General features: G+C 70.2%; 18 protein-coding genes. 9 read left to right on the top strand and 9 right to left on the bottom strand.

What is annotated here, in order from left to right; translation table 11 throughout:
- Positions 1-32: 32 nt before the first annotated feature.
- On the bottom strand, positions 33-1187 hold the full coding sequence (locus BMZ83_RS01660) for a cobalamin-independent methionine synthase II family protein (protein WP_074874947.1): 1155 nt from the start codon (positions 1185-1187) through the stop codon (positions 33-35).
- A 108-nt stretch (positions 1188-1295) separates the two neighbouring features.
- Between BMZ83_RS01660 and BMZ83_RS01655 the strand changes: the two genes are divergently transcribed.
- Positions 1296-2558 carry an MFS transporter gene (locus BMZ83_RS01655; protein WP_074874945.1) on the top strand — a complete coding sequence of 421 codons (1263 nt, stop codon included), beginning with the start codon at positions 1296-1298 and terminating at the stop codon, positions 2556-2558.
- A gap of 13 nt (positions 2559-2571) precedes the next feature.
- Here the strand turns inward: BMZ83_RS01655 and BMZ83_RS01650 are convergent, their stop codons facing one another.
- Entirely contained in the window at positions 2572-3570 is a 999-nt protein-coding gene (locus tag BMZ83_RS01650; protein WP_074874943.1) for a Gfo/Idh/MocA family protein, read from the bottom strand.
- A 61-nt stretch (positions 3571-3631) separates the two neighbouring features.
- Here BMZ83_RS01650 and BMZ83_RS16160 point away from each other — a divergent pair, with 61 nt between their 5' ends.
- Complete coding sequence (locus BMZ83_RS16160; protein WP_074874941.1) at positions 3632-3871, top strand: hypothetical protein; 240 nt, start codon at positions 3632-3634, stop codon at positions 3869-3871.
- On the opposite strand, the gene BMZ83_RS01640 is transcribed toward BMZ83_RS16160, so the two are convergent.
- Complete coding sequence (locus tag BMZ83_RS01640; RefSeq protein WP_074874939.1) at positions 3868-4344, bottom strand: DUF5683 domain-containing protein; 477 nt, start codon at positions 4342-4344, stop codon at positions 3868-3870. The two genes, BMZ83_RS16160 and BMZ83_RS01640, sit on opposite strands and share 4 nt — an antisense overlap.
- 86 nt (positions 4345-4430) lie before the next feature.
- Here BMZ83_RS01640 and BMZ83_RS01635 point away from each other — a divergent pair, with 86 nt between their 5' ends.
- The 6 genes from BMZ83_RS01635 to BMZ83_RS01610 all read left to right on the top strand — a co-directional run bounded on the left by BMZ83_RS01635 (position 4431) and on the right by BMZ83_RS01610 (position 10810).
- The gene (locus BMZ83_RS01635; RefSeq protein ID WP_074874937.1) at positions 4431-5621 is read left to right on the top strand and encodes an MFS transporter; all 1191 of its coding nucleotides are present in this window, start codon (positions 4431-4433) and stop codon (positions 5619-5621) included.
- A 108-nt stretch (positions 5622-5729) separates the two neighbouring features.
- Positions 5730-7184 (top strand): MATE family efflux transporter, encoded by a 1455-nt coding sequence (locus BMZ83_RS01630; RefSeq protein WP_074874935.1) that lies wholly within the window; start codon positions 5730-5732, stop codon positions 7182-7184.
- A 53-nt stretch (positions 7185-7237) separates the two neighbouring features.
- Positions 7238-8797, top strand: coding sequence for an amidohydrolase (locus tag BMZ83_RS01625; protein WP_074874933.1), 1560 nt, complete (start codon positions 7238-7240; stop codon positions 8795-8797).
- Positions 8794-9453 carry a cyclase family protein gene (locus BMZ83_RS01620; RefSeq protein WP_074874931.1) on the top strand — a complete coding sequence of 220 codons (660 nt, stop codon included), beginning with the start codon at positions 8794-8796 and terminating at the stop codon, positions 9451-9453. Before BMZ83_RS01625 ends, BMZ83_RS01620 begins: the two co-directional genes overlap by 4 nt.
- A gap of 45 nt (positions 9454-9498) precedes the next feature.
- On the top strand, positions 9499-10332 hold the full coding sequence (locus BMZ83_RS01615) for a rhodanese-like domain-containing protein (protein WP_079990073.1): 834 nt from the start codon (positions 9499-9501) through the stop codon (positions 10330-10332).
- A gap of 184 nt (positions 10333-10516) precedes the next feature.
- Complete coding sequence (locus tag BMZ83_RS01610; RefSeq protein ID WP_245748678.1) at positions 10517-10810, top strand: helix-turn-helix transcriptional regulator; 294 nt, start codon at positions 10517-10519, stop codon at positions 10808-10810.
- Between the two features lies 1 nt (position 10811).
- Here the strand turns inward: BMZ83_RS01610 and BMZ83_RS01605 are convergent, their stop codons facing one another.
- The 6 genes from BMZ83_RS01605 to BMZ83_RS01580 are packed head-to-tail and all read right to left on the bottom strand — an operon-like array spanning position 10812 to position 16797.
- Complete coding sequence (locus BMZ83_RS01605) at positions 10812-11327, bottom strand: DUF7529 family protein (protein WP_074874929.1); 516 nt, start codon at positions 11325-11327, stop codon at positions 10812-10814.
- A 38-nt stretch (positions 11328-11365) separates the two neighbouring features.
- Entirely contained in the window at positions 11366-11839 is a 474-nt protein-coding gene (locus tag BMZ83_RS01600) for a DUF7555 family protein (RefSeq protein ID WP_074874927.1), read from the bottom strand.
- Entirely contained in the window at positions 11839-13194 is a 1356-nt protein-coding gene (locus BMZ83_RS01595; protein WP_074874925.1) for an ABC transporter ATP-binding protein, read from the bottom strand. The genes BMZ83_RS01600 and BMZ83_RS01595 overlap by 1 nt, the downstream gene beginning before the upstream one ends.
- Positions 13191-14321 (bottom strand): ABC transporter ATP-binding protein, encoded by a 1131-nt coding sequence (locus BMZ83_RS01590; protein WP_074874923.1) that lies wholly within the window; start codon positions 14319-14321, stop codon positions 13191-13193. Before BMZ83_RS01590 ends, BMZ83_RS01595 begins: the two co-directional genes overlap by 4 nt.
- A complete protein-coding gene (locus BMZ83_RS01585; protein ID WP_074874921.1) occupies positions 14321-15784 on the bottom strand; it encodes an ABC transporter permease in 1464 nt (487 codons plus the stop codon). The genes BMZ83_RS01590 and BMZ83_RS01585 overlap by 1 nt, the downstream gene beginning before the upstream one ends.
- Entirely contained in the window at positions 15781-16797 is a 1017-nt protein-coding gene (locus tag BMZ83_RS01580; protein ID WP_074874919.1) for an ABC transporter permease, read from the bottom strand. The genes BMZ83_RS01585 and BMZ83_RS01580 overlap by 4 nt, the downstream gene beginning before the upstream one ends.
- 139 nt (positions 16798-16936) lie before the next feature.
- Between BMZ83_RS01580 and BMZ83_RS01575 the strand changes: the two genes are divergently transcribed.
- Positions 16937-18790 carry an ABC transporter substrate-binding protein gene (locus BMZ83_RS01575; RefSeq protein WP_074874918.1) on the top strand — a complete coding sequence of 618 codons (1854 nt, stop codon included), beginning with the start codon at positions 16937-16939 and terminating at the stop codon, positions 18788-18790.
- Positions 18791-18827 lie beyond the last annotated feature (37 nt).

Here is an 18827-nt window from a genome sequence, read left to right as displayed (position 1 = left end):
TTTTGGTGAGCCTAAAGAAGAGCGTTGTGGTCCTACCGCAGGCGATCGGAGGCGATCTCCGCGCCCTCGACGAGCGCTTCGAGTTTGGGCCACGCGATGTCGGGGTGGACCATGCCGAGGCCGGCCTGCGTGCCGAACCCGCAGTCCGGCGCGGCGACGATCTCGGTGTCGTCCGGGACCACGTTCGCCACGCGCTCGATGCGGTCGGCGATCGTCTCGGGGTGGTCGATGATGTTGGTCTTCACGTCGACGACGCCCGGGATGAGCGTCCAGCCGTCGGGCAGCGGGTGCTCGGCGAACGCGCGGTACTCGTGCTGGTGGCGCGGGTTCGCCTGCTCGACGCTGAGCCCGGAGATGTCGGCCTCGTACAGCGTCGGCAGCATGTCCACGAGGTCGGTGTCGAGGTGGTGCGGGCCCTCGTAGCTCCCCCAACAGGTGTGCAGGCGGACCTGCTCCTCGGGGATGCCCGAGAGCGCCTCGTTGAGCGCGTCGACGTGCATCTCGACCACGCCGCGGAACTCCTCGACGGTGTCGTCCGCGAACAGGTGGCTGTGGCCGGTCGCCAGCAGGTCCGGCGCGTCGATCTGGATGGTCGCGCCCGTGTCGGCGAAGATCTGGTACTCCTCGGCCATCGCGTCGGCGATGGCGTAGACGTACTCCTCGTGGTCGTCGTAGTGTTCGTCGACGTGCGTTGCGGCGACGACGCTCGGCGAGGCGGTGGTGAAGAAGGTGTCCTCGACGTCGACGCCGGTGCCCTCGAGCGTCTCGCGGAACGTCTCGACCTCCCGTTCGGCCTGCTCGTGGCCGTCGTAGCGGATCTCGCCGGTGACCGCGGGCTGTTTCGCGAGGTCGATCACGTCCGTCTCGAACGTGTCCTCGGCGACCGCGGGATACTCCTGCAGGTCGGCCCACAGCTCCTGTTCGCGCTTGCCGCCGATGTTCGTGAGCCGGTCGCCGACGTAGAAGTTGAAGGAGACGCGGGACTGCTCGCCGTTGTTGATCTCGTCGATGCCCGTCGCGAGCTGGCGCTCGACGACGTCCTCCGTCGCCTCAGTACTCACGCGGTCCCACTCGTCGGCGTCGACCTCGCCGCCTGACTCGCGCGTCCGGAGGAGGTCGAGCAGTTCAGGGGGACGCGGGAGGCTCCCGATGTGAGTCGTCTCGATCCGGTCGTCGGGGGTCGTCATGTCTGATAATACTTAGGGCGGTAAATATAACTGATGGTTTTCTCCCGAGGGGACCGGGCGGCGCGGCGAATCCGTCCTTTGAAGCCGGTCCGCATCAGCAGGGAGCACATGGACGGAAACGACCGGCGGATCGTCGGGCTCGCGGGCACGGCCCACGCGCTGGTCCACACGTACGAACTGTCAGTACCGATCATGGTCGGGATCTGGCTCACCCAGTTCACGACGACCGCCGCGGAACTGGGTGCGGTCGTCGCCGTGGGGATGGCGCTGTTCGGTATCGGCGCGCTGCCGGGCGGGGTTCTGGCGGACCGCTACGGCTCTCGAACGCTGATCGCGCTGTGTCTGACCGGGATGGGGGGCTCGTTCCTGGTGCTCTCGGTCGCCCCCTCGACGGCCGCCGGCGTGCTCGAGGGGCTCCCGCTGCTGTCGACGAGTCCGGCCGTGGTCGCGATCGCGGTCGCGCTGGTGCTCTGGGGCGCCGCCGCGAGCGTCTACCACCCGGCCGGCCTCGCACTGATCAGTAAGGGCGTCTCCGAGCGCGGGCGCGGGTTCGCGCTCCACGGGATGGCCGGCAACGTCGGCATCGCCGCCGGCCCGCTGGCCACGACGATCATGCTCGCGTTCATGGACTGGGAGACCGTCGCCGCGGTGCTCGCGGTGCCGGCCTTCGTCGCCGCCGGCGCGGCGCTGCTGCTCGACGTGGACGAGTCCAGCGCCGCCGACGAGGAGGACGTCGACGACGACGCCGAGAGCCCGGACTCGCTGGGCGCGTTCCTCCGGATCTCCGGCTCGCTGGTCAAGAGTTCGTTCGCGTTCGTGTTCGTCGTCGTCATCTGCTCGGGCCTGTACTACCGTGGCGTACTCACGTTCCTGCCGGAACTCCTCGCCGGCCTGGAGACGTTCCAGCCCATCGAACTCGCCGGCACCGAGCAGGAGCCCGCGAACTACGTCTACTCCGGCCTGCTCGCGGTCGGCGTCGCCGGCCAGTACGTCGGCGGCCGACTGACCGACATCATCGCCCCCGCGCGGGGGATCATGCTCGCCTTCGGCGGGATGTCCCTGATCGCGCTGGTGTTCATGCCGCTGGCCTCCGCCGGCGCCGTGCCGCTGCTGGTCATCAGCGCCGTGCTGGGCTTCGCGCTGTTCACGGTCCAGCCGATGTACCAGGCCGCGGTCGCCGAGTACACCCCCGAGGCCGCCCGCGGGCTCTCCTACGGCTACACGTACCTGGGCGTGTTCGGCATCGGCGCCCTCGGCGCCGGGATCGCGGGGACGATCCTGACCTACGGCACCCCGACGGCGCTGTTCGTCGTGCTCGCGGTCATCGCCGCCGTCGCGAGTGCGGTGGGGCTGCTGCTGATGCGGCGGTAGAAAACGCGCGCTCCTACGCTTCGGTGTCGACGACCACTCGCTCACCCTCCGACGCGAAGATCGCGTCGACGACCTCCTGCACCCGGTTCGCTTCCGCGAAGCTCACCAGGTCGCCGCCCGAGTCGGCGGCTGACGACTGCCGCCTCTCACTGTCCAGCTCCGCGACGAACTCGTCGACCAGCGCCAGCGTGTTCTCGCCGGGGTCGTCGACGACGACCTGCTGCTCCTCGCCCTCCGCGCTCTCGGCGAGGCGGTACCAGTCGAGCAGCGTCAGCGACCCCTCGGTGCCGACGACGGTCATCGAGTTCTGCTCGTCGGCGCCGCAGTCGGCCAGCAGGTCGATCGTGCCGCCGATTCCCTCGACGCCGAAGTAGCCGGTGATGGACTCCTCGTACCGGTCGGGCGCGGTGTAGTCGATATCGGCGTTCACCCAGTCGACGGCCCCGAACGCCTCCTGCACGCCGAAGAGGTAGTGGGTCCCCACTTCGCGCAGCGGGCCGCCCTGCTCGCGGCCGGCGAGCCACTCCACGTCCTGCCACTCCCGGGGCCACTGGGGGAACCGGAACGTGAGTTCGATGCGCTGGGACTCGCCGATCTCGCCGGCGTCGACGCGGTCGATCAGCTCCCGCACGCCGGGCGTGTAGCGGAACGGGAGGTTGATCGCCGTCGGGCGGTCGGTCGACTCCTCCAGGGCGACGAGTTCGGCGCCGACCGTGGCGTCTTCGGCGATCGGCTTCTCGCAGATGACCGCCTTCTCGGCGTCGATGGCGGCCTCGACCACCTCGCGGTGGACCGTCGGCGGCACGCCGACGTAGACGACGTCGACGGCGTCCTCGGCGACTATCGTCTCGTAGTCGGTGTAGGCCGCACAGTCGTACTCCTCGGCGAACGATTCGACCTTCGAGGCGACGAGGTCGCAGGCGCCCCAGACCGTCGTCCCCTCGTGTGCGCTGAACGCGTCGGCGAGGCGGTGGCCGATGACCCCGCAGCCGACGATTGCGACGTTGTACACAGCGGATCGACGGTACGGGGTGGCTTCAGCCTTCGGCACTCGGTCGGCCTCCGGAGGGGTTATGTCCCGCGACGGCGACGCCGGAACTGTGTCGGCGACCGACCACGACGTGTTCGATCGGCTCCCGGGGCGGTACGCCCACGCCTACCTCGTAGTGGCGTTTTTCGTCCTCCCCGCGGTGGCGGTGATCCTGAGCGGCGGCGGGGTCGAACGCCCGCCGGGCCCGATCGCGACCGCCCTGCTCTGGATCGTCGTGGTCCACCACAGCATCTTCCTCGTGGTGGCGGTCCTGTTCGATTAGCTCCCCAGCGGCGGCTCGCGGCCGTCGGCGACGACGTAGGCGTCGTACACCGCGTACAGCCAGATCGCGGGGTAGAGCAGGAACCCGACCAGCACCGCCATCGAGAGCACCGCGACGAAGCTGGCGACGATGATCGCCGCCCCCTTGCCCGGCTCGCGGTTGTAGAACTGCCCGAGTCCCGGCAGGATCGCCGAGTAGACCGCCGCGACGAACGGGTTCTCCCCGTTGGTGAGCACCTCGATCACGTCGTCGAGCGACGACTCGGGCGACTGCTGGCGCACGCCACACTTCGGGCAGATCTCGGCCTTCTCGCTGATCACCGCGCCGCAGTCCCGGCAGTACACCTCGCCCTCGCCGGGGGTCGTGGGCGAGCCCTCCGTTTCGGTCGCCGTCGACTCGGTATCGTTCTCCGGCGCCGTCGTCCCGTCGTCGCCACCGGTCCCGTCGGGCGTCGACTCGTCGCTGTTGCTCATACCCGCACGTTCGGGTCCGGGTGCGGTAGCTCTTGTGGCCCGCCGAACCCGGAACGCTTTCCACGCTGGCGGGTCCGGATCGGACGATGGCTTCGACCGCCGTCGCGCGCTACTACGCCTACAAGGCCACGAAGGCGGTGGAGCTCTACCGGCCGATCATGTACCTCTACTTCGCCAGCGCCGGGCTCTCCTTCTTCCAGATCACGGTGCTCGAGGCCGCCTACAACGTGACGACGGTGGTCGGCGAGATCCCGACGGGCTACCTCGGCGACCGACTCGGGCGGCGAAACGGGCTCGTGCTCGGCACGCTGGTGATCACGCTCACGCTGCTGGGACTCGGGCTGGCCGGACGGCTGACCGACCCGTTCCCGGCCTTCCTCGCGCTGTACGTCTGCTGGTCGCTCGGCTACACGTTCCGATCCGGCACCGAGGACGCGTGGATCTACGACTCCCTGGTCGGCGACGACCAGTCGTTCTCGGACCTGCGCGGCCGCGGCGAGTCGTTCGCGCTGACCGCGGGCGTCGCCGCCGCCGTCGCCGGGGGGTACCTCGCGTCGGTCGAACTAGCCTACCCGTTCTTCGCCGCCGCCGCGGTGACGGGCGTCGGCGCCGCCATCCTCCTGACCGCGGACGACGACCGCGCCGACGCCGACGACCCGAGCGACCGGACGACGCTGTCGGCCAGCCTCGACGCCGTGCGCGCCGCCTTCGCGGACCCGCGGCTCCGGGCGTTCCTCGCGCTCTACTACGTGCTGTTCTCGGCGGCGACGTACCTCGCCTTCATCTTCCTCCAGCCGCGGATCGAGACCGTCGCGGCGGGCTACCCGCTGGGCGACGTGGAGACGCTGCTGGGGTGGTACTACGCCGCCATCAGCCTCGCTGCCGCCGGCTTCACCTACCGGGCCGAGTGGATCCGGGAGACCGTCGGGCTCCGGCTCTGGTTCGTCGCCGTCCCGCTCGGCGTCGGCCTGTTGCTCGTCGGCCAGTGGGTGCTGCCGGTCTCGGCCTTCCTCGCGTTCGTGCTGATCCGCGGGCTCTCGGAGGCGACTCGCGTGTTCGCGAGCCAGTACGTCAACGACCGTATCGACGCCGTCGGGCGGGCGACGACGCTGAGCGCGATGTCGATGGTCAGCGGGCTGAGCGTGATCCCGTTCCAGCTCGGCAGCGGACTGCTCTCCGACGCCGCCTCGCCGGGCGCCGCGCTGGCGGCGGCGGGCGGGCTGCTGGTTGTGGGGACCGTCCTCGTCCACCTCGTGTCGACGCCCGTCGACGAGTGAGCGGCCGACTGTACGGGGTCACTGACGCCGGCCACGCGGCGCCGCCGAATCCGGCGAACCCGGCAGGATGGGCAAACCCTTTCGCAGTCGGGGCAGAACGCGGAGACGGTGTCCCGTACTGCTGCCGTTCTCCGGCTCCCGATCCTCTACATCGGGCTGGCGCTCGCCCGCGCCGGGCTGATCGACCGCGAGCGGGCGGTCGAGACCGCGGACCTGGCCTGGCCCCGGATCGTCACCGGCGTCGCCCGCATGTCGAAAAACGCCGCCGACGTGGCGATGGTGGGGGCGGTGCTCGGCGCCGACGCGATCGCCGGCGTCGGCGTCGCCGGCCCGTTCTGGGGGCTGGCGTTCGCCATCGGGGGCGGCGTCGCGGGCGGGACGATCGCGCTGGTCTCCCAGCGCTACGGCGCCGACGCCTACGAGCAACTCGGGCTCGCGGTCCGCTCCAGTGCGCTGCTCGTTATCGTGGTCTCGCTGCCCGTCGTCGTCGTGTTCTGGCTGTTCCCGACCGAGCTCGTGGGGCTCATCAACAGCGACCCGACCCAGATCGAGTACGGCGCACGCTACCTCCGGATCGTCGGCCTCGGCATCCCCTTCGCCGGACTGAACCTCGTCGGGAGTCGCGTGCTCGTCGGCGCCGACGACGCCTACACCGCGATGCAGGTCCGGGCCGGCGGCGCCGTCGTCAACATCGTGCTGAACGCGGTGTTCATCATCGTCCTCGGCTGGGGCGTCGCCGGCGCGGCGCTGGGGACGGTGCTCTCGAACGTGTTCGCCGTGAGCGCCTTCGCCTTCGGGCTCTCGCGGGGCAGCGCACCCGGCTTCGGCCAGTTCCCGGTGGAGATCAACCCCGTGGGTACCTACGTCGACGGCGACACGCTCAAGGACCTCGTCCGGATCGGTACCCCTGTCGGCGCACGCAACCTCGTCTGGACGGCCGCGGAGTTCCCGATGCTCGCGATCCTGGGGACCTACCGCGACGGCACGCTCGCGGCGTTCGTCGTCGCCCGACGCATCTGGGGGATCATGAACACGCCCGGCTGGGGGTTCGGCCTCGCCTCCTCCAGCCTCACCGGGCAGGCGCTGGGCCAGGGGAAGGAGGCGCTCGCGGAGGCGTACGGCCGCGACATCATCCGGTTCTCGGTCGCGACCTACGCCGTCTCGGCGCTGATCGCGGCCGTCTTCGCGCGGCCGATGGTGAGCCTGTTCATCAACCCCGACTCCCCCCCGGCGACGGAGCCGATCGCGGTGAGCCTGATCTACGCGGCCTGCGTCGCGATGCTGTTCCGGGGGATCTCGGGTTCCTCCATCGGCCCGCTCGACGCCAGCGGCGACACCCGCGTCCCGTTCCTGAGTCAGCTCCTGGGCATGTTCGGCGCCTCGATCCCGCTGATCTACATCGGGTCGGTGACGCCGCTGGGGATCTGGGGGGTCTACCTCGCCTTCATCGCCGAGACGACCGTGCCGGCGGCGGTCAACTACTGGCGGTTCAACAGCGGCAAGTGGAAGGAGATCAGCCGCGAGATCCGCCCCGAACAGGACGACGCGAGCGCCGTCGACTGATCCGCGCGGGCGGTCGTGGGAACGCTTAACCTCGCTCCACCCGGTCGCCCTGTATGTCCGAACTGCTGGTACGCGGTGGGACGGTCCACACGCTCGACGACGACCGGACGACCGCCGAGGCGGTCCTGTTCCGTGACGGTCGCGTCGCCGCCGTCGGCGACCCCGAAAGGGTCGAAGCGGCGGCCACCGACGCCGACGTGGTCGACCTCGACGGTCGGACGGTCCTCCCGGGGTTCAACGACGCCCACACCCACGTCTTCTCGGTCGGGATCGGCCTGCTGGAGACCGACCTCTCGGCGGCCGACGACCGCGAGGCGGCGCTCGACCTGCTGGCCGAGAACGCCGCATCGACGCCGGCGGGCGAGTGGGTGCTCGGGTTCAGCTACGACGAGAGCACCTGGCCCGCGGGCGAGCGCGACTACCTCACGAGGGCCGAACTCGATTCGGTGTCGGAGGCGCACCCGATCGTCGCCGTCCGCGTCGACGGCCACTCGGCGACGCTCAACAGCCGCGGGCTGGAGGCGGTCGACTTCGACGGCGTCGAACACGACGTCCGGACCGAGAGCGGCGATCCCACGGGGCGGGTCGTCGAGGACGCCACGGGCCGCGTGCGTGCGGCCTCCTACCCCGAGGTGCCGAAGGCTCGCGACGCGCTCGACGCCGCGATCGACCACTACCACGAACTCGGCGTCACGTCGATCCAGACGGTCGCGGGGCTGACCCGCGTCCGCGACCACGGCTACGTCCAGCAGGAGGCGCTGTTCGCCCACTGGCGCGAGAACGACCTCGACCTCCGGACGACGTTCTACGTCCCGCAGTGGCAGGCCGAGTCGCTCTCCGACCTCGAGTTCGCCTCCGGGTTCGGCGACGACTGGCTGCGCCTCGGCGGCCTCAAGACGTTCTCGGACGGCTCGATCGGCTCCGAGACGGCCAAGACCCATCGCGAGTTCGCCGGCGGCGGCTTCGGCGAGATGGTCAACGACCGCGAGCAGCTCCGGGAGTGGTTCGCCCACGCCGCGCGCACGAACCAGCAGATCGCCACCCACGCGATCGGCGGCGAAGCCATCGACGTCGTGATCGACGAGTACGAGCGCGCCCTCGAAGCGTACGACGACGAGTTCGACCCGCGGCTCCGGATCGAGCACGTGGAACTCGCGACCGACGAGGCCGTCGAGCGAATGGCCGACGCGGGCATCGTGGCGTCGATGCAGCCCAACTTTCTGCAGTGGAACGGCGACGACGGGCTCTACGAGAACCGCCTCGACGCCGACGTGCGCCCGGAGAACAACCGCTACCGCGACGTGCTCGACGCCGGCGTCCCGCTGGCGTTCGGGAGCGACAAGATGCCGCCGGGGCCGCTGTACGGGATGCAGTTCGCCGTCGACTCGCCCCACGAGAGCCAACGCCTCACCGTCGACGAGGCGCTCGCAGCGTACACCCGCGGCGCGGCCTACGCGGAGTTCCGGGAGGACGAGAAGGGCGTGCTCGAACCCGGGCGCTTCGGCGACGCGGTCGTGCTCGACGCCGACCCCTACGAGCACCCCGACTCGTTCGACGAGATCGGCGTCGAGCTGACGATCGTCGACGGCGAGATAGCCTACGACGGTCGATGACGCTCCACGACCTCACCCACCCCATCGAGTCCGGGATGCCGGTCTACCCCGGCGACCCGGAAGTCAGCGTCGACGCCGCCGACACGTACGAGGAAGACGGCTGCCGGGTCAGTCGGCTCGCCTGCGGGAGCCACGCCGGCACCCACGTCGATGCGCCCTCACACACCGAAGCCGACGGGGCGACGCTCGACGCCTACCCCGTCTCGGCGTTCGTCCGCGACGCCGTCGTCGTCGAGTGCGGCGACCTCGACGCTCGAGAGCCGATCCCCGAAGCGCGCGTCCCGGGCTCCGAGACCGCACCCGGCGCCGACTGCGTCCTCTTCCGAACCGGCTGGGACCGGTACTGGGGGAGCGAGCGCTACCGGGACCACCCGTACCTCTCGGTGAACGCGGCCGAGCGCTGCGCCGAGCGGGACCTGGCCGTCGGGATCGACGCGTTCAGCCCCGATCCGACGCCGCCGGCAGCGGGCGAGCTAGCCCTCGGCGACCGCGACCCCTTCGGCGCCCACCACGCGCTGCTGGGCGGGGGCGTCCTCGTCTTCGAGAACCTGACGAACCTCGGCGCGGTCCCGGCGCGGGTCGAGCTCCGCGCCCAGCCGATCGCCCTCGGGGGTGACGGCGCGCCCGTCCGGGCGGTCGGCGTCGACCGGTCGTAACGCCGCGGACGAAGCCTGTATGGGGGTCGACACCGAACACGACGTGTGAACCGACGCGAGTACCTCGCCGCGCTCGGGGCGGCGTCGACGGCGGCAGTCGCGGGCTGTAGCTCCGGTGGCGGCGACGAGAGCGGCGTGGCGCCGTTCGAACACCCCGGCACGCTCGAGGAGACGTTCGTCGCGAACGGCGACTACCCCGACGACACCGACCCGGCGGACGGCTACCCGCCTGAGTTCCCCGACCCGCCGGCGGCGCCGGACGTCGATCCCGACGCGCTGGAGACGCTGTCGGTCAACGGCGAGACGGTTCGGCTGCTCCCGATCGACGCTGCCCACGCGTGGTTCCGCCGCGCCGCCGCGCGGTTCGTCGACGCGCGAGGGCTGGACCAGTACACCCGGTCGCACCTCTACGGGAGCGTCCTCTCGCCGGCACAGCAGGGCTCGACCGGCGGCGGCATCGACGGCTGGCCGACCGACGAGCGCATCGTCGCCTACTGTGGCTGTCCGCACCACCTCTCCTCGGTGCGGGCCGCAGGGCTCCGGAAGGCCGGCTTCGAGAACGTCTACGTCATCGACGAGGGGTTCCGCGAGTGGTCCGACCGGAACTACCCGATGGCCGGGACGGCGTTCGGCGACGGCGACGCGGCGGCCGTCTCGGAGTGGCGCCTCGACGGCGAGATCGACCCGGAGTACGCCGGCGAGTACGCGTGGGCGTCGGCCGGGCGGCAGTACGAGGCGGCGCCGATCGGCGACGACGGGGGGTTCTCCATCCACCTGCGGTTCGCGGGCGTCGACGCCGAGACGCCCGTCCGAGTCTCGACGCCGGCGTTCACTCGCTCCCGGCCGCTGGGCGAGTTCGCCGAGGGCACGATTCGGTAGGCGTCGAACGGGCCGTCCGAGGCGGTAACATTCGTGTCACCGGGTTACCTCGGGGTCAAGAATCGCTTAAGGGTCGCGCGCGCATACGGGTGTCCGTGCGCGAAAACATCCCGAACGGATCGATCGAGACCGACGCCTTCGAGGCGACTGAGCGGCCGACAACTACCAGCGGCGAGGGGCGACAGTGAGCGAAGTCGCCACGGAGGCGGAGATGGCCGACCTCCCGCCCAGCGCGAAGCTGGTCCACCTCGTGCTGCAGGAACACGACCGAATGACCCAGAGCGAGGTCACCGAGGAGACCCAACTCGCGGGCCGGACCGTGCGCGACGCGCTCGGCCGGCTGGAGTCGGCGGGACTGGTAACCGAGGAGATCTGCCTGCAGGACGCCCGCAAGCGAGTGTACACCGCGAACAGCCCCGACTCGGAGCCCGACCCCGCGGAGGCGGAGACGGCCGAAGGCGCCGCCAGCGGGGACTGACTCAGCTTCTCCCGGCCAGCGTCTCGATCCCCTCGGGAAACAGCTTCTCGATCGACTCGTGTTCGACCGAGCCGAGGCGCTCACCGTTCAGCCGCTTGAGGTGGGTCCGAACGGTTCCCTCCCGGCTCGCCTGGCGGTACAGCGCCACCGCGTCGGTCGCGCGGTAGGTGCCGGCGATCAGCACCACGGTTTCCGTCGCCGGATCGAGCAGTTCGACGACGAAGAAGAGGTCCCCGCCGACCTGCCGGCGGTAGGCGTCGTACTGCGGGAACGCCGCGCGCTCACAGGCCGCGGCCACCTCGTCGGCGACGCTCTCGGGGACGACGTGGACGAACCCCGAGTAGCCCCGGTCGGCGTCGTCGGGCACCGGCGCCGTGTCGACCGCCGGGACGACGACGGCCTCCCAGCCGTCCTCGCGCCGCTCGTCGGCGATGCGGTGTGCGTCCTCGACGGCGGCCGCGCTTCCCTCCCTCCGCGTATCGTGGTCGGCGTCTGCCACGCCGTCGTCGCGGTCCATGCCCGGATTCGGGGGAAGCGGAGGGAAAAACCCTCCCCTCACCAGAACACGACGATCTCGAGCACCAGCGACGCGAGCAGCAGCATCGCCGCCGCCACGAACAGTTTCGCCGCCGGCGAGAGCCGCGCTTCCGGTTCGAGACCCAGCGTCGGCAGCGGGGGGACGCGTTGAACGGTCGCTTGGAACTGCGACTCCTCGCGACTCCCGACGACCCGGCCGCCCTCCTCGGGGCGGACGATCCGGTAACCGTCCTCCTCGAACTCCACGTCCCAGCGCTTGGCCGGGCGGAGTTGGAACGCGGCGTAGGCCAGCAGGGACACGCCGAGGAAGAAGAGCACCAGCTCCACCCCGAACCAGCCCACGCCGAGTGCGAGGGAGACGGCGCCGCTGCCGACGAACACGACGAGCGTGAACACGAGCCCGTACACCAGCGCGTCGACGGCCTGTCGCAGGCGGAACCGGACGCCGCGGTCCCCTGGCGGGCTGCCCGGGGGTCGCCAGTCGTCGGCCATCACTCCGCGTCGCCGACCGACGGGCCGACCGCCGCGGGCTCCTCGTACTCGTCGTCGTGGCGGTGACAGCGGCTCTCGCGTGCGGTCGCGTCGACGCCGTGGGCCGCCGGCGGCTCGTGGTCACAGACGCTCCCGAGTTCCTCACGGAGGTGGTCGAGCGCGGGCGCCTCGTCGCCGTCGCGGGCGAGGTCGGTCGCGCGGTCGACCGGCTCCCGGATCGAGCCCGGCAGCTCGCGGTCGGCGAACAGCTCCTCGACGACCTCGTCGACGGTGGCGAAGCGGGTCTCGAAGCCGAGGAACTCGCGGGCCTGCTCCGAGAGCGAGCGCTCGGCACGGCTGCGGGCCCGCAGCGTCTCGCGGAACACCTCGATCGCCTCCCACGTCTCGTCGTCGACGTCCTCGAATCCCTCCGGGCGGATCTTGACCGGGCAGCGCGTCGAGAACGGGCACCCCTGCGGCGGGTCCCGCGGGCTCGGCGGCGTCCCGCGCAGGGTCATCCGGTCGATCTCGGCGGTCGGGTCCGGCTCGGGGACGGCCGACAGCAGCGCCCGCGTGTAGGGGTTCGCGGGGTCCTCGAACAGCTCCTCCGTCGGCCCGAGCTCCATCACGTTGCCGAGGTACATCACCGCGACGCGGTCGCAGATGTGCTCGACCACGCTCAGGTCGTGGGCGATGAACAGGTAGGTGAGCCCGAGTTCCTCCTGGAGGTCCATCAGGAGGTTCAGGATCTGGGCCTGCACGCTCACGTCCAGCGCGGAGACGGGCTCGTCGAGGACGACGAACTCCGGCTCTAAGGCCAGCGCGCGGGCGATCCCCACGCGCTGGCGCTGGCCCCCGGAGAACTGGTGGGGGTAGCGGTAGTAGTGCTCCTCCTGCAGGCCGACCTTCTCCAGCAGGCTGCGCACGCGAGCGCGGCGCTCGGCGGGCGTCCCCCAGTCGTGGACGTCGAGCGGCTCGCGCACGATCTCGCCGACGGTCATCCGGTCGTTCAGGCTCGACTCGGGGTCCTGGAAGACGACCTGGGCGTTCCGGCGCCAGGCCTGCAGGTCCTCCCCGGAGAGTTGGGTCACGTCGTCGTCGCCGACGCGGACCTCGCCGCCGGTCGCGGCCTCGAGGCGGACCAGCGTCCGCCCCAGCGTGGTCTTCCCGCAGCCGGACTCGCCGACGATCCCCAGCGTCTCGCCCTTCTTCACGTCGAAGCTGACGCCGTCGACGGCTTTCACGGGCTGGCCGCCGATGAGGTCGCCCGACTCGTAGTACGTCCGGAGGTCGCGCACCGAGAGCAGCGTCTCCCCGGGGTCGCAGTCCAGCCCGGCCAGTCCGGTCGCCGTACGCTCGGGACCCGGGCGGCTCATCGCGACTCACCTCCGGAATCGACGGCCCCGGCTCCGGGTGGCGCGTCCTCGATCGCGTGACGGTCGACCGCCTGCTCCCGGGTCTCGTCCTCGGGGTAGAGCAGGCAGGCCGCGGTGTGGTCGGCGTCCGCGTCGGCGGTCTCGGTCGCGACGGGCACCGGCTCCGGGTGGACCTCCCGGCAGGCGTCGAACGCCTCGGGACAGCGCGGCGCGAACCGGCAGTCCGTCGCGGGCGCGTTCGGCGTCGGCACCTCGCCCTCGATGGTCTCGAGGCGGTCGGCGCCGCGCTGGGTGCTCGGGATCGAGCGGAGCAGCCCCCGAGTGTAGGGGTGCCGCGGGTTCTCGAACAGCTCCACGACCGGCGCCTGTTCGACCACCTCGCCGGCGTACATGACGGCGACGCGGTCACAGACCTCCGCGATGACGCCCATGTCGTGGGTGATGAAGAGGATGCTCAGCCCGTGTTCCTCCTGGAGGTCCGCGAGCAGTTCGAGGATCTGGGCCTGGATCGTCACGTCGAGCGCGGTCGTCGGCTCGTCGCAGATCAGCAGGTCCGGGTCGCAGGCCAGCGCCATCGCGATCACGGCGCGCTGGCGCATCCCGCCGGAGAACTCGTGGGGGTACTCCGAGACGCGCCTCGCGGCGTCGGGGATCCCCACGTCCTCCAGCAGTTCGATCGCCTTCTCGGTGGCTTCCAATCCGGAGAGCCCGCGATGCAGCGAGAGCGCCTCCTCGATCTGGTTGCCGACCGTGTAGACGGGGTTGAGCGTCGACAGCGGGTCCTGGAACACCATCGCGACGCCGCCGCCGCGGACGCTCTCGTACTGCGTCTCGCTCAGTCCGGTGAGTTCGCGGCCGTCGAACCGGATCGAGCTGTCGGGCAGGAGTTCGCCGGGCGAGTCGACCAGCCCCATGATGGAGCGGGCGGTGACGGACTTCCCGGAGCCGGACTCGCCGACGAGACCCAGCGTCTCGCCCTCGGCGATGCCGAAGGAGATCCCGTCGACGGCCCGGATCGTCTCGCGCTCGGTGTGGAACACGGTCTGGAGGTTCTCCACTTCGAGCAGGCGGTCGTCGGCCGGCTCCGCGGCCGTCCCGGCGTCCGATCGCGACGAATCGGCGACCATCAGGCACCACCCCCTGCAGCCGCGGTCTGGTCCTGTTGGCCGGTTTCCACGTCGCTCTGGGGGTCGATGGCGTCGCGGATCCCGTCGCCCAGCGCGTTGAAGCCGGTGACGACGATCACGATCAAGATGCCGGGGAGCAGCGAGATGTGCCACGAGGGCGTGGCGACGTAGGGCTGGCCCGCGCTGACCGCCCGGCCCCACTCCGGCGTGGGGGCGTTGATCCCCAGCCCGAGGAAGGAGAGCCCGGCGACGCCGATGATGACGCCCCCGAGCGTGAGCGAGGCGTAGATCAGCAGGTAGCCCACCACGTAGGGGAGCATGTGCTTGCGCATCGTGACCGACGGGCGCTGGCCGAAGCTCTTGGCGGCGTCGATCCACTCCCGCTCGGAGACCTGCAGCGCGGGGCCACGCACCGCGCGCCAGAGCCCCGGCCAGCCGGTCAGCCCGAACAGCAGCGCCAGCACGACACCCCCGTTGTAGAGGTTCGCGAGCCAGGTTCCGGAGAGCACGAAGGAGGCGAGCATGATCACCAGCAGCTGGGGGAGCGCCTGGATGCTGTCGCTGGCGATCACGATCCCCAGGTCGACCAGGCCCTTGTAGTACGCCGTCGCGAGCGCGAACACGACGGCGGCCCCGCCGGCGAGGACGAGGCTGGCGACGCCGATGAACAGCGACACGCGCGCCCCCGCCGCCATGAAGGTGAACAGGTCCTTCCCGCTCGGCAGGGTGCCGAAGGGGTGGAACCTGTCGTACTGGTCGTACTGCATCGGCCCGACGTTCTCGCCGCCCTGGCCGCGGGACTGTGACTCGCCGTTGGCGTCGCCGACGTAGATCTCCTCAACGCCGCCGGTCTCCTCGCTGTAGTACTCGATCGAGTGGAGGTACGGGTCGGCGATGTTGGCGTCGACGGTCGTCGGCCCCAGCGCGGGCGCGAACACCGCGAGCACGACGAACGCGAAGATGATCGCCAGCCCGAACAGCCCCCACGAGTGGTTGCGGAAGCGTCCGACCATGTCGTCGACGGGCGCCCAGTCGGCGTGGCGGTAGTTGTCGCGGTAGACCAGGTAGCTCCACCAGCCGACGAGCAGCCACACGAACCCGTAGGCGTAGATCAGGGCGACCCGGAGCAGCCACGCGGCCGCCGGCGAGAGCCCCATGAACGTTCCCACCCACTCGCCCGAGGGGAGTTGGTAGCCGGCGTTGTCGATCACCGACCGCGAGAGCAGCGTCGGGAGGCCGGCGAGCCCGTCGCCGACGCCCGCGATCGTCGCCGCGGCCCCCTGCAGGAAGCCGGGGAGTGCCGCGCCGACCGCGTCCCACGGGAGACTCATCACGAGGTTCGCGAGCGCGCCGAACTCGACGGCGACCAGCACGGCGACGACCGCGAGCACGCGCAGGGCGGGTACGGGCTCGTCCGCCAGCCGTTCCCGCAGCGTCGCGTCCTCGTCGTCGACGACGCTCACGCGCCCTCACCCCCGTAGCCGACGCGGGGATCGATCAACGTGTAGAGCAGGTCCTGCACGATGTTGATGCCGACCGACAGCAGGATGAAGAAGAACATCAGCGAGCCTACGAGCGGCAGGTCGGCGTTGATCGTCGCCGCGTAGAACAGGTAGCCGAGCCCGTTGATGCTGAACACCGTCTCGACGAGCACGCTCCCGCCCAGGAGGAGGAACGCCTCGCCCGTGATGATCGGCACCAGCGGGATGAGCGCGTTCCGGAACACGTGCTTGTAGACGATCTTTCGGCCGGGGACGCCCTTCGCGCGGGCGGTCTCGACGTAGTTCTCGTTTTTCGTCTCCAGCACCGCGGTCCGACCGATCCGCATCTCGTTGCCCATCGACGCCGAGCCGAGCACGAGCGCGGCGGGCAGGATCGCCTTGAACGCCCCGAAGAAGTTCTCGGGGACCCAGAGCCGCTGGAGCTCCGGCGGCGTGACGATGTTCGTCTCGACGAGCCAGGACTCCCACTGGAACCCGAACAGCTGTTCGGACTGGGTGAGCACGGCCACGAAGATCACCGCGAGCCAGAAGTTGGGCATCGCCCGCCAGACGATGCCGCCGAAGGAGGCGACGTAGTCGCTCAGCGTGTTAGGGTTGAGGCCGGCGTAGAACCCAAGGGGGAGCCCGACGAACAGCGGGAGCATCACCGACCAGAACCCCAGCCAGATCGTCCGGGGCGCGTAGACGCCGATCAGCTCCCAGACCGGGCGCCCGCGGTTGACGACCCACGAGTAGCCGAACTGCAGCGTGAACAGGTCTCGGAGGTAGTCGACGTACTGAAGCCAGAGCGGTTGGTCGAGTCCGAGGCTCCGCCGGACCGACGTGTACGCCTCGGTGTCGCCCGACGCCCCGATCACCGCCGCGGCCGGATCGATCGGCCCCATCCGGAGGATCACGAAGGTGATCGTGGTCCCGAAGAAGACGATAGGGATCATCAGGAGAACCCTGCGCGCGAAGTAACTCCAGCGACTCATTCGTGGACGGACCAATTAGCCGCCCGTTAATACGTCTTCCCCCAGCCGGCCGAATCGCCGGCAAGAACGTATTTCTCCTCGGAAACGAGGGGCCTGAAACCACCGCAAAACCTAACCGTTGGCTCAAACAGGAACGGGTATGGCTGATTCAGACGAACTGCAACGACGGCAGTTCCTCAAGGCGACCGGCGGGCTCGCGGCTGCGGGCGCGCTCGCGGGCTGTACCGACGGCGGTGAGGAGACGCCGCCGGGCGAACTCGGGACCGACACCGATACCGACACCGAGGCGACCGGCGACGACACGCCGGCCGGCGGCGACGACCAGACGACCCTCCGGCTCATCAACGAGTCGGCGAACACGCTCGACCCGATCGCGACCGTCCTCACGACGGAGGCCGTGAAGGTCTCCCAGATGTTCGACGGGCTCGTCGGCAAACCCCACGGGACCGCCGACGTGACCAACGCGATCGCCGAGAGCGTCGACGTCTCCGACGACGGCACCGTGTACACGTTCTCGCTCCGGGAGAACGTGGTCGCGCACAACGGCGACGAGGTCACCGCCGACGCGGTCGTCTACTCCTGGGAGCGACTGGCCGGGTCGAGCAACTCCACGTCGGACTACGTGCTGCTCGGCGACCTCGGCGTCGAACACGAGACCGACGACGAGGGGAACTACGTCCCCGGCAGCCTCGCCGTCGAGGCCGTCGACGACTACACGGTCGAGGTGACGCTCTCCTCGCCGTACTACGCGGGCATCGACATCATGGCCGACTCCTCGTTCGTGATCGTTCCCGAGGGGATCGTCGGCGACATCGACGGGTACGACGGCCAGATGGCCTACGACGAGTTCACCAGCGAGCCCGTCGGCACCGGCCCCTTCGAGTTCGAGAACTGGAGCCCCGACAACGAGGCGTCGGTGGTCGCGTTCGACGACTACTACGGCGAGGAACCGAGCATCGACCGGATCCACTGGCAGGTGATCGCCGACCCGAACGCGCAGTTCAACTACGCGATGAACCGGAACGTCGACGCGTTCCCCATCCCCAACGCGCAGTACGACCCGGAGAAGGTCAGCGTCGAGGAGACAGACGACATCGGGCGCCAGATCGGGACCTACGGGCCGCTCCAGAACGACGAGACCGTCGACTACCTCCGGATCGCCGGGCTCTCGACCAGCTTCATGCTGTTCAACACGAACAACGTGATCGAGCCCGCACGGAAGGCGGTCGCGTACGTGATGAACCACGAGGAGCTCGCCGCCGACGCGTACAAGGGACGCCAGACGCCGGGCTACCACATGACGCCGCGGTCGCTGTGGCCGGGCGGCCCGGAGGCCGCCGAGGAGCACGCCCGCGAGAACTACCCCTACGGCTACAACGAGTCCGACATCGAGTCCGCCCGTGCGCTGATGGAGGATGCCGGCTACAGTCAGGACGACCCCTACGAGTTCGAGATCATCAACACCCCCGGCTCGACGAACAGCCAGATCGCGGGGAACCTGCGTGACCAGCTCTCGGCTGCCCACATCGACCTCACGATCAACACCGCCGAGTTCTCGACGCTGCTCGACCGGGAGTTCGCGGGCAACCGCGACTCCGGGCTCGGCTCCTGGGGGATGGCGTGGGCCGACCCGATGAACGTGCTCGCGCTGCTGTACCCGCCGAACACCCGGACCACCAACAACGAGGGCGTCGACGCGCCGCCGCTGGTGGGGCTCAACTGGGTCGAGACCGACGCCTCCCAGCGCGCCCGCGAGGCCTGGCAGACGATGCAGAACAACAAGCGCGACACCGAGGAGGACCGCCAGGCTCGCGCCGACGCGATCCGCAAGCTCGAGGAGGCCAACTGGGAGGACTGCGCGCTGATCAACTACGGCTACCCCGCCAACGAGCGGTTCAGCTACGACTGGGTCGACATGCCGCTGTTCGGCCAGCTCGGCGCGCTCGGGAAGTACAGCGACGTCGAGATCGACACCGAGGCCCAGCCGAACTGATCGGCCCGACCCGGCGGCTCTTTTTTGCTGCTGCCGC

The sequence above is a fragment of the Halolamina pelagica genome (genome assembly GCF_900115675.1).
Lineage (GTDB): Archaea > Halobacteriota > Halobacteria > Halobacteriales > Haloferacaceae > Halolamina > Halolamina pelagica.
This window is presented reverse-complemented; position numbering and strand designations above follow the sequence as displayed.

What these genes read in the sequence shown, in the direction of transcription:
- BMZ83_RS01625 (WP_074874933.1), top strand. Translation starts at nt 7,238, where the DNA reads ATGTCCGAACTGCTGGTACGCGGTGGGACGGTCCACACGCTCGACGAC.
- BMZ83_RS01600 (WP_074874927.1), bottom strand. Translation starts at nt 11,839, where the DNA reads ATGGCCGACGACTGGCGACCCCCGGGCAGCCCGCCAGGGGACCGCGGC.
- BMZ83_RS01640 (WP_074874939.1), bottom strand. Translation starts at nt 4,344, where the DNA reads ATGAGCAACAGCGACGAGTCGACGCCCGACGGGACCGGTGGCGACGAC.
- BMZ83_RS01595 (WP_074874925.1), bottom strand. Translation starts at nt 13,194, where the DNA reads ATGAGCCGCCCGGGTCCCGAGCGTACGGCGACCGGACTGGCCGGGCTG.
- BMZ83_RS01605 (WP_074874929.1), bottom strand. Translation starts at nt 11,327, where the DNA reads ATGGACCGCGACGACGGCGTGGCAGACGCCGACCACGATACGCGGAGG.
- BMZ83_RS01660 (WP_074874947.1), bottom strand. Translation starts at nt 1,187, where the DNA reads ATGACGACCCCCGACGACCGGATCGAGACGACTCACATCGGGAGCCTC.
- BMZ83_RS01635 (WP_074874937.1), top strand. Translation starts at nt 4,431, where the DNA reads ATGGCTTCGACCGCCGTCGCGCGCTACTACGCCTACAAGGCCACGAAG.
- BMZ83_RS01620 (WP_074874931.1), top strand. Translation starts at nt 8,794, where the DNA reads ATGACGCTCCACGACCTCACCCACCCCATCGAGTCCGGGATGCCGGTC.
- BMZ83_RS01580 (WP_074874919.1), bottom strand. Translation starts at nt 16,797, where the DNA reads ATGAGTCGCTGGAGTTACTTCGCGCGCAGGGTTCTCCTGATGATCCCT.
- BMZ83_RS01655 (WP_074874945.1), top strand. Translation starts at nt 1,296, where the DNA reads ATGGACGGAAACGACCGGCGGATCGTCGGGCTCGCGGGCACGGCCCAC.
- BMZ83_RS01575 (WP_074874918.1), top strand. Translation starts at nt 16,937, where the DNA reads ATGGCTGATTCAGACGAACTGCAACGACGGCAGTTCCTCAAGGCGACC.
- BMZ83_RS16160 (WP_074874941.1), top strand. Translation starts at nt 3,632, where the DNA reads ATGTCCCGCGACGGCGACGCCGGAACTGTGTCGGCGACCGACCACGAC.
- BMZ83_RS01590 (WP_074874923.1), bottom strand. Translation starts at nt 14,321, where the DNA reads ATGGTCGCCGATTCGTCGCGATCGGACGCCGGGACGGCCGCGGAGCCG.